Here is a 12,966-nt window from a genome sequence, read left to right as displayed (position 1 = left end):
ATATAATATGTGTTATACGAATGATTGAAAGGAGTGACGACAGTGCGTGGACAAGAAACGAGAGAAAGAATAATGGAAGCAGCTATACAGGTGATAGCCGAGGAGACAATTGAGGGACTGAGTACACGGAAGGTTTCAAGCATAGCAGAAGTTAATCTTGCGGCGATTCACTATCACCATCGCTCCAAAGAGGGAATGCTGATAGATCTCTCGAGGCACATTCTGAACAACTACGTACTTCCAAGGCTCGAACCGCTCATCGATCAAGCCAAACAACCCGTTGAGATTGCCAGAGATCTTTATTCCGAAGTGATAAAGCTTTTTTCCGAAAGATCTGACATAATGGTTTCTCTTGTTTACCTTTGGCTTCACGGAATGAAGAACAAAAGAGTGAGAGAGATTCTTATCAACGCAAGAGCCGACTTCTACGATAGAGTCGAGAGGGCTTTAGGCGCTTCAATGTCCATGAGGAGAGCTTCGAAGGTATCCCATCGCCTCTTAACCTACATGGCAGGTAAGGTTATGGAGATGTCCGTCGATGGAGAGATGCCCGACGAAAAGGAAGTAGATGAGATAGCAAAACTCCTTTCATGAACCCGATGGTACGAGGATTATTCATCACAGGCGCAAACAGCATAGTACGGATTCTACCGTGATGCCGGAAAAGACTTTGCTTCTCAGTTAAGGAATCCTAGGTTCAACTGTATTCCCACAAAACTGTAAGCAGGAAAAGGGTTGAAAGAAGCGAGGTCGTCTTTGACTTCCCACTTCAATGTGCCGACCAGTTCAATGCTTTCGATATTTACAAAGTAGAACTTCTTGTCAATATCCAGTCTTCTCCTCGCTGAGAACCCGATGGAGGTGAAACTTTGCTTTTCGGTCTCGCCGGCCACCTTCTGAAATCTCCCCAGCGTGGCACTCACAGTGCTCAAATAGTTGTCAAAGAACACTTCGGTTTTCAGTTGCCCACCAAGGAAGGATGCGTCAGGCGCGGCATATTCATACAGGCCGCTAACTTCAAGATAAACAACATTGAAGTCATATCCTAGCTCTGCGACCACTCTTGCTTCCTCCAATGAAGAAAATGATACTCGGGACGCGACATGAAAGTTGCCGTCGTAGCCAAGAGTGAAGTAAGGACCCTCATCGATAAACCAACCGGCCTCTAGAAAGGGGAGAATTCCTATTCTCAATCCTATGTCCCTGAAACCGATCATTGTCCTCACCGATCCCGGAATCATCATCCTGGAAGAGTGAGTTGATCCAAATAACATCACAGAAAATAAAAAAAACACGATCACGATAATATATACTCTTCTCATAGGGCACCTCAGTTCCGAAAATATACATAATGAGTATACAACAGATTTGCCATTATTCTCTGGCGGAGGGCTAATATGAAGACAACAAAATTCTGGGTTCTTGGGTATTTCATAGCAATCTTCATGACTCTTTTCCTCTTCCCTATGACTTCCCGAGTCTTAGGCCTGGCCTTTATTTTCTCGCTAATAATTAATACACCGGCGCGGTTTGTAAGTAGAAAGATCCCTAAAGGAGCGCTCAATATCATCACAGGTATTGCCCTCCTTACATTCATGTTCTTCCTGATATACAGCGCTATTCCAATAACCATCAGAGGAGTTAGAAGTCTATCTACCGAGTTAGATTCATTGTTCAATGACGGAGCGTTTGACAAGTGGTTGGAAAAGCTTCCTCCTTTTGTTTCCGAAGCGATAGTTGATATCGTTGAAAGTGCATCTCAGTGGCTTAGCGATTCGGCAATTGCCATTGGACAATATGTTGCCTCTAACATAACTTCATGGATTACCGGAGTTGTACTGCTCATCATAGCGGGATTTGTCATTGCTCGCAGAACGGGTTTGATTCAAAAAGGCGCACCAATACTTTTCCCCGGTTGCGACCAAGACAAGGTTGGCAATTTTTTTGACTCTCTGTATAAGGATTTTCAGACTTACATAGGTGGTCAATTGATCATTGCGCTTGTTGTCGGGACCATTATTGGGATCGGATCTGCAATAATCGGAGTACCAAACGCAATATTCCTCGGATTGCTAGCCGGAATAACGAATTTCATTCCGTATTTGGGAGTAGTAGTTACATCGATTCCGATGATAGTCCTTTCTTTCGTTAGCAAGGGTTTTTGGGGGGTTGTCGGATCTATTGTTCTGCTTGTGTTCGCGAACCAGATAGAGATCTGGTTTCTCTCTCCGAAGATCCTTTCGAACAGAGTCAAGATCAACTGGTTCATAGTCCTTGTATCGATAATTGGATTTGGAGAACTCCTGGGTGTCTTCGGAGTAGTCTTCGCTGTCCCAATTCTGATATTCGTTAAGAGATTCTGGATGGACTTCGTCCTCAAGGAAAGGGGTGAAAGCAATTGGGAATCTACGATAGAGACTGGTACAAAGAAAGTCAGGGACAAGAACCACCCTCTCCAGGAAGAACAGACAGATTCACAAAGGGATTGATTGTTGGTTTGATAATCGGATTCATCATCGGCTTTCTGATCTTTGGCTTCATTTGATTGCACTGCTCAGAAGGGGCGAAGAGCTGGTCGCCCCTTCTGAGCAGTGGTCAACTCATAGAGTCCTACAGTTTTATCTAGAAAACGTAAGATACATAAGGCCTTATTTCGAAAATCGGTTTTTCATACCCTCCATTCTTCTTGAAATAATCTCCAAAATAAAGAGAGAAGTCGCTTCCGAACGTAAAGTTCCGGTAAGGGATCATTACATTGAGCTTCAAAATGTTAGCATTAACGGTTTCACCAACTGGCCCGCTCCAGTCTTCAGGGGCCGTAAATTCGCCGGGATCGTCCTCCGGCTCCTCCATGTTCAAGTACGGGGTTTTCAGAGTAACCTCTCCCTGTTTGAAGTGATCATACACGAAGGAGATTGAAAGCCCATTCGTCATTATTGCATTAGCCATAAGAGAAAAACCGTTCAGATCAGGGCCATACTTAAAACCGAGCGGATAGTCAGTGAAATCCCTGCTTCCGGGTAGCTCGGATTTAGTGTAGATTCTGTTTGTAAATGTAAGAAGCGGCTGCCAGCGATTGTACATCCACGTGTCAGTGTGATAGAGCTCTACGGAGGCAAGAAGCAGCGTTCCCTTAATGTCCATCGCGTATCTAAGACCAGCACCATAAGCCAGCGCCGTTGGCTTGCCCCGAGCTCCGGCTTCAGTAGAACCGAAAGAGACGTCATCTATGGCGATTTCTCCGTAGAGCTCTATACCCTTGAAAGGAACAAGAGAAAAGTCAAGCGATGCCATGACGTTGGAGAAGTCTTCGCCGTATGTATTGTGGAAGATTATGAATGGATTGGCATCGTTCAAATCGGGATGTTTCCCTCCAACGACGTTAAGTTCTCCTACACCGACCCTCCCCCATGTCGAAAACTGAACATCGAAACGATGACCAATAATAGTCTTCGCTCCTTCGGTGTATGGCCTTCTCTGGTTCAGATCCCACACCTTTCCCTGTTTCACCCACTCCTCATCGTTCAGGAGTGAAGTCGGGGTTATAACCAGAAAAGAATAGGTAAAACGGCCATTCTTCCAGAGAGGCGTAGTGTATGAAGAAGAGATGTTATCGTAATACGATGATGCATCACTTATCGTCAGTCCATTTCTCATAGGCCCCCAGGCCACCTTGTACCTACCCAGGGAAGCATAGAAGTTATTGCTAGCATAGGATACATAACCGAATGTTGGCCAGCTCATATCGAGCGCCTCGAGTTTTCCCTCAAAAAGCTCTACTGGAAAATTCATATACGGCTTCGAATCAAAGTTATCACCGTGACTGATGTAGCTTCTGTAGTCTTTCGGGATATCGAGATTTATGAACCCCGTTATATTGTCTGATACTTCGCTTTCAAACCCCAGAACAAGCCAGGGCTTCAAAGTATCGTACCGATACCTCAAATAAAGAGGAACAACAGATTGCAACCGCCCCTTCTGCTTGAAGGGTTCGAAATTATGTATCAAGAACTGCGGAGTGACTCGGAGAAAAATGTCTGTCCCGGCCGCGATCTTCACCGTAGGTTGTTCTACCTGAACTGAAGCAAATCCCTCTGGAATTGCCGTATTTGCAATAAAGAGAGTTTTTCCATCAATCAGGTTTCTGCCCAAAAACAAGTTGTATTGATCTGTGCCCTTGAATATCAAAGTTCCCTGACTGCCAAACACTGCCACTACCAGTGTAAAGAACAGAAGCAAGGTTAACTTCTTCATCGGCGATACCTCCCTATAGTAGTGAAAACATTCTAATAAAACCAATATTTATCCAGAAATCAACCTTCTTGGAAAAGGTCAGTTTACCGGCAACGAAGAGAGTTGTGTTTCTATTTGCTGCATAAAGACCCTCTCCTGTCAGAATGAAAGAGGTAGTTATTGGTTTCTTCGGTCCGTACCATTCTGCATCGAAGGGTGGCGAATATGGAGAATCGATTGTGATTGAACCGATTCGCAGCAGTTCCGCAGCGATTTTCAACGAAACGCTCTGGCTCTCATATTCTATGCCAATCAGAGTAAGTGTAGAATCGGGGCCATAGGGAAACCCGAAGAACCCTGTGATAACGGGCCAAAAATCGAGATGTAAGACATTAAATCTGTACGGATATGTAAATTTTCCAATATTTGTTCCTCTGTTATAGAGATATGTGGTGGAATGATAGTGTTCCATCCTGACTCTGAGGCCACCGTCTTGCAGAAGAGTCTTGTCTCTTATTTCGTGTTCTGATTCATTCAGTTTCAGCCCAGAATATGGCTTACCATCGGAAATTCTCCAGAGAAAACCCGCAACCCAGCCAAATGCCGTTGGATTGGAATTCTCGCCCTCCGATTCAAGTCTGAAGTCATCAAGCGTGAACTCACCGTAGGCAACCACGCGGTCAATTCTTACCTCGGCCGCTATGGTTGCTGTGACGTTTGAATGATCTTGATAGGTATGATGATAGATTAGAAATGGTCCAATGTCCTGCAGGTCAGGGTAGACACCATAAACGAGATTTTCTTCGCCGAAAGTGACTTTGAGATTGTCGTTCATATATCCAAAACGGTGACCAAGAAGCGTCTTGGGTCCACCGCTAACTGTTCTGTCGGAAGATATGGCAAAGAAATTATAAAGATACTCTCCTGATTTGGCTTTGCCATTCAACTCAATCCACAGGTGATCGAAATATGGCAGAGTATTGGAAAGAACGAAACTGTAAGTAGAACCACCAAGACTCAATTTTCGCCTTCCCAAAGAGATCAGCGAGTTTTCATCCTTTCTCTCGAAGTAACCCAGCCTGGGAAAATTCATATCTACCTCCGGAAGAAAAGATGTCTTCGACAGCGGTAAGTTAGTAAACCACTCTCCCGTCAAGTAATCAGAAAACTCCTGTCTAAGATCCATATTCACATACAGCCTTGATTTTCCCAGGTAAATCTCCATGCCGCCCGAGAAGATTGCAGGAACGCTTAAATAGCGATTGAGGTCTTCCAGGCTTGGCTTATAGCTGTTGCTGACTGCCTGAAAGCTGTTAAACGACAAGGATGGTGAGAGAATCACATGGAGTCCAGTACTCCCGAGAGCTATTAGTGGTATGATAAGCATCAAAAGCAGTGCATGTTTTTTCGACAAGAGATTCACCCCCACTAGAATTTTACACCAGGAGGTTAAATATTCGGTGGACATTTCTCTTTTTAGGGCCTCTTCCAGCGTCCGTGAGATCGTTACTGAAATATTCATATATTCAAATCTCAGCATCACCGCTCTTTTCAGTCAGCTTTTCCACAGCAAAGGCTTTTCATCAATAGAGATCGGGATTCTGATGGCGGTTACTCCTACCCTCTCAATTATTGCAAATCCTTTTTGGTTTAGGCGATCAAGCAGGACAGGGGGGCCATCTGTTATGGGAACAGTTTCTATTGTCTCGGCAGTCTCTGTCTGGACAGTTTTCTTCTCATCAACCTTTGAAACTTCATTGATTGCAATGTGTTTCTTCGCGTTCTTTGTTGTGAGCATAATACCTATCGCTGAGTCTGTGGTCGTTCCTTCTTTGAGAAAAAAGAGTAAACGCTTTGATCGCGTAAGATTATTCGGAACCGTTGGTTATTCGATTACCGCCCTTATGTCGGGAATCATATTGAAGTACGGATTTGTCTTTATCTTCATAATGGCCACAGTGTCATTATCTACAGTGGCCTTTGTAAGTAGAACCTATCCGACAGGCAGGAAACTGAAAAGGACAGATGAAGAGACTGATCCCTCATCTTTGCCACTTCAATTTTATCTGCTTGTACTTGCCGGTGTCGCCTCCATTACTATTGGAGCATTTGGATCAACCTTTTTGCCTGTCTTAACCAGCGAAAGAGGTTTCAATGTTTCCTCGGCAGGGTTCGCGTTTTCTTTGATGGCTTTTTCGGAAGTCCCATTCCTTTTCTTCGCAGAGAAGGTGGTTGAGAAGATTGGTAATACACGCCTTCTAGTAATAGGAATCTTTGCAACAGGTCTTCGATGGTTTTTGACATCGATGGCGATTTCTTTTCCCGTCTTTCTCCTTCTTCAAATGCTTCACGGCATCAACTATATTGTTGTCTATTACTCTGTCATGAATTACATCCATACAAGATTTGAAGCCAGCAGAGCCACCAGAGCGCTTACAATCTACTGGATGTCGACTACCGGATTGAGCTATCTTCTTGGCTCCGTACTTGGCGGAGTGCTCATTCGTACATTTGGAATTGTAAGAGTGTACACTGCCACAGGAATAACCGGTATGGCGATTGCCATCTTCTTCTCGTTTTTATTTGCCGCGTTCCACAAACGAACTGCCTTCACATATCTTTAACTTCAATGCCGATAACAACGGTATACTTACAATAGATAATTTCAATTGAGGGTGATACAGTGAAAGGGATGAAACGCATAAAGCAAACATTGATAGATATCTCTATGGACGTAGACTCCTATCTTGAGAAGGACCCTACAGCTTCCAGCAAATGGCACATCATTCTCTTCTCTGCGGGTTTTCATGGTCTTTTGCTATACAGGATTTCTACCCTTCTTTGGAAAAACAGGCTTGTTTTTCTGGCCAGGGGCCTCCATCTATTTTCAAGGATAGTATATTCAATGGACATTCACCCTGCAGCTCGAGTAGAAGGCGGAGTTGTAATTGATCATGGTGTAGGAGTTGTTATAGGTTCGACGGCTTCAGTGGGGACGGGAACGCTGATATGTCACGGAGTGACTCTAGGCTCAAAGAATGTGATGAAGGGAAAGCGGCACCCGGACATTGGGCGAAATGTTGTGCTTGGGGCGGGGGCTAAGATACTTGGCCCGATTTATATTGGAGATAATTCTAAAGTCGGCGCAAACAGCGTGGTTATTGAACACGTGCCTCAATTCTCTATTGTTACCGGCATACCGGGGAGAATCCATAGGGTATGTGAAAGACTGGGATCACAACAATGATTTCTATTGATTCTCTAATAGGTAACACCCCGATCATTAGGCTTCGATCTCTTGGAGATTCTTCATCCATAATGCTTAAGATCGAGAAGAACAATCCCGGAGGAAGCGTAAAGGACAGAACAGTGCTTGGAATGATTCTTGACGCCGAGAGAAGTGACATTCTCAAAAGTGGAATGACTATAGTAGAGCCGACCAGCGGCAACACGGGAATTGCAATAGCAATGCTTTCGGCTTCCAGAGGTTACATGTCGGTTATTTTTATGCCCGAATCGGCAAGCATTGAACGAGTTAAGCTAATGGAAGCCTTTGGTGCTAAAGTGATAAGAACTCCATCTGATAAAGGGATATCCGGCTCATATGACGAAGCCAAGAGCTTTCTCCAGAGCAATCCGGGTTCAATAATGCTTGATCAGTTCAACAATGATGCTAATCCGTTGTTTCACTTCTCTACTACCGGTCCTGAGATTTTTAAGCAGGTCAACCGGGAGCTGGACGCCTTCATTTGCGGCATGGGAACGGGAGGAACAGTGACCGGAATTGGACGCTATCTCAAGAAGGAAGTTCAGAATATTCATATAGCCGGTATCGAACCTGCGGGTTCGCCCTTCATTTCACAGGGGAGAGCTGGCTCTCACCAAATTCAAGGAATCGGTCCCGGCTTTAGACCGAAAGTCCTCGACCTTTCAGTGCTGGACGAAGTAATCACCGTTGAGGACGAAGAGGCTCTATCTATGATGAAATGGCTCCACACAAAAGAGGGATTAATGGTTGGAATATCATCCGGAGCCAACGTTGCGGGAGCTCTAAAACTTTCCCAAAGAGGTTTCAAGCGAATCGCAACGATAGCTCCGGACACTTACGAGAGATATTTGAGTATGACTTAAGACCTTCTTCCTATGGACAATCGTGCTTGTACACTGCATAAAGCCTGATTGGACTTTCTACATAGACCGTGATAATTCTTCCTACAACCTCTTCTCCGTTCTTAATCCATCTGTCGAAGGTGAAGTTATCAACTTTTGGAGCGCTTATGGACACTTTTTCACCTGATTCATACCAGGCGGCACCTTCAATTACGATTTCGAGATCTACAGGAAGGTTGTGAGTAATATTTATGTAATAGCTCGCATCGAAACTAACAGAGAAATCAACTGAATCTCCAAGGACAATTGATCGCTCAGGGCTCTCTTCACCATCACTCCATCTGGCAAATTCCAATCTAATATCATCACCATCTGGTAAGACCGAGTCATAAAGCTGCTCTTCTGGAACCTCCATCAGGACAACTTCACTCTTCTGACCCTCAAAGATTACAGGCAATTGGCGCTCAATTCCATTTATGACTACTAGAGGTGCCACCGGAAGATCATCCTCTGCAATGATTTGAAGTATAACTGGAGGCACCACGGTGGTGAATTTCCAGACAGGACTCTCGACGGTCTCCTCTCCATCTGATGCAACGACTTTCCAATAGTACTCAGTATCTGGGTCAAGGTCACCGGGAACGAAGTTGTCTACAAAAATATCTGCGGCAACTAAAAGTGGATCTTGATCTTTACCCAGGTAGATATCGTACTGAAGAGCATCGCCATCCGGATCACTGCAAGTCCATTTCAGAGAAGAGCCGGTTGCAACATCTGTCTCGCCATCTGTCGGTGATTGGTTTGTAGGAACTTCTGGCTTCCTGTTCACATTCTCAACAGTAATCTGGAACTGATCGGAGCTTGATGCGCCTTTCGTATCAGTTACTCCAATTGTCGCCCCATACACTCCAGCACTTTCGTAATCTGCTGAGTACTCGTAGATGCTCCCTTGTACAGATCCCACACCATTTATCAATTCAAAAGTGAGTGCGTCACCATCAGGGTCTGTTGCGAAGTCTAGAAGATCGACTGACAGATTTTCGCCTTCCTCAATGGTTTGATCTGGTAGATTGATTTGCGGCGCTCCATTCGAGTCAAAAACGGTTATGGAAAATGATGTACTATCAGTCCCGCCCTTGCCGTCGCTAATACCAACAGTGACGCTATTCTCTCCAACATATATGTCACTTGAACTGAACATATATGTATTTCCCATGATTTCTCCGACTCCACTAATGAGAGAGAATGCCAGAGCATCTTCATCGGGGTCATCAGAAAAGTCCGTTAGGTCAAGCCGGAGTTCTTCTTCAATCTCAACATGCTGATCCGGCACATCAATTGAAGGCGCTCTGTTCTTATCAACAACGGTTACAGCGAATACCCTGTTGTCAGTCAGCTCGTTACTATTAGCAGTAAGCTCAACACTGTAGACGCCAGCAGAATCGAAATCAGGGCTGTAAACAAATTTGGTTCCGATTATTTCGCCAACTTCACTGTCTATCTCAAATGTAATTGCTTCAGCACTATAAACCGGAAACACGTAGGCCATGAGATCAAGTTCAAGAGTACTGCCTTCGTCAACAAACTGAGTATGGATTGCCTTTAGCAATCTAACCGTCGGATCAAAACAGGATACTGTTGAGATTAGCACTACGGTAACAACGATAGCAAGTCCGAAAAACTTTTTAAGATTCATCTAAACCTCCAAAATCATCAATGCCTGATTAGCTGAAGCGCTCCTGTATTCTTGCCGGTCTGCCAGTCTTCTTGAAGTAAAACAGCAACTTCCTTCCCACTGAAAACAATGTCAACCGGATAACCATCTAACTCTACATATTCTATCGTATTTCCCCTACTATCCAAAACCTCTAGTGTTCCAGTAATAGTCTCAAGAACGTAAATTCTATCTCCATTGTGAACAACCTTTATTGGACCTCGCCCCACAAGATCAAAATACTTCGATTGGTAGCTCGATAAGTCTATCGCCATAATCTGGTCTTCACCGGTCAAGGCAAGCCAGATCTTTCCATCATGAATTGTCGGAAAGTTCGGATATCTTCCAAGCTTGATTGTCTGAATCTGAGAAAAATCACTTTTTGAAAGGACTTCCAGAGTCTCTTCAACATATGATACAAGAAAGACCCTATTGTCTTCCAAGAGAATGTAGGAGGGCCTCTTTCCGATATTCACTTCCTTCACCAAGTTGCCCCATTCATCAAAGACTAATAGTCCCTTCTCTGTTTCATGAGAGCGCGTCAGCATGTTGTAATTGTGAAAGAGCGAGACGAAGAAATTCTTTGCATCCTCGGCAACCGACAGTCCGATTACTGGCAGATTTTCCCTCTTGAGAATCTCTCGTTTGTCGATATCAAGCACAAGAAACTCGTAATCATTAGTCAACATTCCGACTTTGCCGTCAATAAAAGAACCGGTTACCAGTCTGCTGGAAGTTGGAATCTCGTCCATCTTCTTCCATTTGCTGGGGTGACCGGAAACGTCAACAACAATCACTCTCCCACTGTAGAATCCAAAGCAATATAACTTCCCATCCCTGTAGATGAGATCATTTATCCCATCGTTTCTCATGGAGTCGAAAATAGTCAGGGGTCTGAAACTTGTATCAAAAACAACTAGTTCCGAGTCACCTTTTACAAGGGTTACGAAGTACGTACCGCTGCTATTCTCAACCTTCTTAAGTCCCGAAGGCATGATACCAAGAGGATATCGCTGACCAAGGGTGATTGTTCCGGATGCTGTAACTGCTATTATTCCAATGAATAGGAGAAAAAGAATCGGTGATCTTTTCAAGGTTTCTTCACCACATACACCAGAAGATCTTCTTTGAAATTTGACGCTATATCGAAATCGTGGGTGTAAACATCGATCTTATTACCTCTTATAGAACTACCGGTATCCTCAACAACAAAGAATCCTTTGTTTGGAGAGGATGAGAAGAACGGGATATAGACAATCGAGCCAAGAGGAATTACGCTGGGATCGGCAGCAACCGTTCGATATCCCTTCACAAAATCCCCACTTGCAGTCATCTTGAAAGAAGGTGACGTTGGATTCTTTGCATCATCCCATTCAGTATACATTGTAACCTCGAAAGTTCCCACGTTCTCAAATATTATATCTGCAGGGTTAACCGGCACGTCAGCTTTCCAGAATTCAAAATGGAGGTTTCCTTTTGCATCGGAGGCCGATCCGATTGTATCTCCAACCCGAACAAAATCGCCTTTCACTACTGTACGACTACCAAGGCGCGCATACACAGTCTTAATATTGTTTCCGTGATCTACGACAACCATTTCACCGTATAGATCGTTCACACGCTCGGACAAAATAACCTTTCCAGGAAGAAAAGCCGTGATTCTTGATCCGGGCGGTACAGTCAAGTCCATACCTGGATTGGCGTAACCGTAATCATAGCTTCCGAAATTAGACTCTATCGAATCGACAAGAAAGTCTACTCCAAGGTTCAAACCGAAATGAGTTGCAATTGATGCCTTGGCCATCAGATTGTCAAGAGAAAGAGGAATCTTGATCTCGTCACCGCGGTAGATTAGATCCCAGTTTTTAACATCCGTATTCATAACCTTTAGCTGCTCCACCGTCACACCGTAAGCTTGCGAAATACTCCAGAGACTGTCTCCCGACTTCACAACGTAAGATACATAAGATGTAGGTTCTATGGTCTCGTAAGCAGCTGCTCCAAGCCTGCTTCGAATGTCGGAAATCTCTCCCAGGAAAGTGGTCATAGTAACAAACTCTCTCTGTTCAGGCTCTTCCTGCTGTTCAATTGCCTCGAGATTGCTGGCAAGCTCTCTAGTTCTTGAATCCATTTCCTCAATTCTCGAAACGAACTCGTTGAAAACCTCTGCATCAATCACAGAGGAACCCACAGTCTGCTCCAACTCGGCAAGCCTTCTTGCCAGTGAATCGTACTTAACGCTGTCTACAACCGAAGTATCCGTCCTGGCAGAAAGTTCCTCAATTTTCTGTACCAGTTCATCGTATCTGCCGTCTGTGTTTTCCGGTTCCTGCTGAACGATAACGGTCTCGGCATTCTTGATCTCTTCAATCCTCTGAAGAAGCTCATCATACTTCGCTTCATCGATAGAACTATCGTAACTACCAACTTCAGAAATTCTCTGGACGAGTTCTGAATATCTTGAAGAATTAAGAGACTCGAGTGCCTGAACTTTTCTGTTCAGGTCGTCGATTTCTCTTGTGATGATATCATTCTCCACCGAGCCGGTGAGAACACCGTCAATCTTGTCATAGAGTGTCTTAACTATTGCAGCGGAAGAAGCTGAATCGATTACTGACTCGGCGAGCATATTCTTTATTATCTGAAGTTCGGCTCTCAAAGCTTCGAGCTCTTCATAGCCTGCATACGTAGGCTCTATTGCTTGAACAAAGTTAATCCGGAAGGCAAGCTCTTGAACTGCGTCTTCCAGTTGGACAATCTTTCTCTGACCTAGAGTCAGAGAATCAATCTTCTGTTCAATAGAATCCATCCTTGCAAGAAAGTCATCCCTAGTAATGAAAGGTGAGTCACACCCTGTGAATAACAAAAAAACAGGTACAAGAAGAAATAGAAGGGCAACTTTTTTCAAC

The 12,966-nt window shown here is 44.3% G+C and carries 11 protein-coding genes; 5 read left to right on the top strand and 6 right to left on the bottom strand.

The features are described from left to right. Positions 1-42 precede the first annotated feature (42 nt). Positions 43-594: a TetR/AcrR family transcriptional regulator gene (locus Y697_RS00615; protein ID WP_121549782.1), complete on the top strand. Its 552-nt coding sequence runs from the start codon at positions 43-45 to the stop codon at positions 592-594. Positions 595-677: 83 nt separating this feature from the next. Here Y697_RS00615 and Y697_RS00610 read toward each other — a convergent pair whose 3' ends face one another. Next, positions 678-1,322, bottom strand: a complete 645-nt coding sequence (locus tag Y697_RS00610) for a hypothetical protein (RefSeq protein WP_121549781.1) — start codon at positions 1,320-1,322, stop codon at positions 678-680. 75 nt (positions 1,323-1,397) lie between these two features. Between Y697_RS00610 and Y697_RS00605 the strand changes: the two genes are divergently transcribed. Next, a complete protein-coding gene (locus tag Y697_RS00605) occupies positions 1,398-2,489 on the top strand; it encodes an AI-2E family transporter (RefSeq protein ID WP_121549780.1) in 1,092 nt (363 codons plus the stop codon). Between the two features lie 133 nt (positions 2,490-2,622). On the opposite strand, the gene Y697_RS00600 is transcribed toward Y697_RS00605, so the two are convergent. Further along, positions 2,623-4,254 (bottom strand): capsule assembly Wzi family protein, encoded by a 1,632-nt coding sequence (locus tag Y697_RS00600; protein WP_121549779.1) that lies wholly within the window; start codon positions 4,252-4,254, stop codon positions 2,623-2,625. Between the two features lie 13 nt (positions 4,255-4,267). Further along, positions 4,268-5,647, bottom strand: a complete 1,380-nt coding sequence (locus tag Y697_RS00595; RefSeq protein WP_259462236.1) for a hypothetical protein — start codon at positions 5,645-5,647, stop codon at positions 4,268-4,270. 46 nt (positions 5,648-5,693) lie between these two features. On the opposite strand from Y697_RS00595, the gene Y697_RS00590 reads away from it, so the two are divergent. The 3 genes from Y697_RS00590 to cysK all read left to right on the top strand — a co-directional run bounded on the left by Y697_RS00590 (position 5,694) and on the right by cysK (position 8,364). Further along, positions 5,694-6,857, top strand: a complete 1,164-nt coding sequence (locus tag Y697_RS00590; RefSeq protein ID WP_121549778.1) for an MFS transporter — start codon at positions 5,694-5,696, stop codon at positions 6,855-6,857. Positions 6,858-6,925: 68 nt separating this feature from the next. Next, a complete protein-coding gene (gene epsC, locus Y697_RS00585) occupies positions 6,926-7,480 on the top strand; it encodes a serine O-acetyltransferase EpsC (RefSeq protein WP_259462288.1) in 555 nt (184 codons plus the stop codon). Then, a complete protein-coding gene (gene cysK / locus Y697_RS00580) occupies positions 7,477-8,364 on the top strand; it encodes a cysteine synthase A (protein WP_183083671.1) in 888 nt (295 codons plus the stop codon). Before epsC ends, cysK begins: the two co-directional genes overlap by 4 nt. 10 nt (positions 8,365-8,374) lie before the next feature. Here the strand turns inward: cysK and Y697_RS00575 are convergent, their stop codons facing one another. The 3 genes from Y697_RS00575 to Y697_RS00565 are packed head-to-tail and all read right to left on the bottom strand — an operon-like array spanning position 8,375 to position 12,965. Next, positions 8,375-10,039, bottom strand: coding sequence for an Ig-like domain-containing protein (locus tag Y697_RS00575; RefSeq protein WP_121549776.1), 1,665 nt, complete (start codon positions 10,037-10,039; stop codon positions 8,375-8,377). 17 nt (positions 10,040-10,056) lie between these two features. Next, complete coding sequence (locus tag Y697_RS00570) at positions 10,057-11,151, bottom strand: YncE family protein (RefSeq protein WP_121549775.1); 1,095 nt, start codon at positions 11,149-11,151, stop codon at positions 10,057-10,059. Then, entirely contained in the window at positions 11,148-12,965 is a 1,818-nt protein-coding gene (locus Y697_RS00565; RefSeq protein WP_259462235.1) for a peptidoglycan DD-metalloendopeptidase family protein, read from the bottom strand. Before Y697_RS00565 ends, Y697_RS00570 begins: the two co-directional genes overlap by 4 nt. Position 12,966: the final 1 nt, after the last annotated feature.

Origin of the sequence: Mesotoga sp. BH458_6_3_2_1, assembly GCF_003664995.1 — a bacterium.
In the GTDB taxonomy this organism is placed as follows: Bacteria; Thermotogota; Thermotogae; order Petrotogales; family Kosmotogaceae; genus Mesotoga.
Note: the sequence above shows the minus strand (reverse complement) of the source record. Positions and strands in the feature narration are given on the sequence as shown.

Excerpts from the sequence above, each read along its gene's own strand:
- Y697_RS00605 (WP_121549780.1), top strand. The coding sequence starts at position 1,398 with ATGAAGACAACAAAATTCTGGGTTCTTGGGTATTTCATAGCAATCTTC.
- Y697_RS00610 (WP_121549781.1), bottom strand. The coding sequence starts at position 1,322 with ATGAGAAGAGTATATATTATCGTGATCGTGTTTTTTTTATTTTCTGTG.
- Y697_RS00600 (WP_121549779.1), bottom strand. The coding sequence starts at position 4,254 with ATGAAGAAGTTAACCTTGCTTCTGTTCTTTACACTGGTAGTGGCAGTG.
- Y697_RS00575 (WP_121549776.1), bottom strand. The coding sequence starts at position 10,039 with ATGAATCTTAAAAAGTTTTTCGGACTTGCTATCGTTGTTACCGTAGTG.
- epsC (WP_259462288.1), top strand. The coding sequence starts at position 6,926 with ATGAAACGCATAAAGCAAACATTGATAGATATCTCTATGGACGTAGAC.
- cysK (WP_183083671.1), top strand. The coding sequence starts at position 7,477 with ATGATTTCTATTGATTCTCTAATAGGTAACACCCCGATCATTAGGCTT.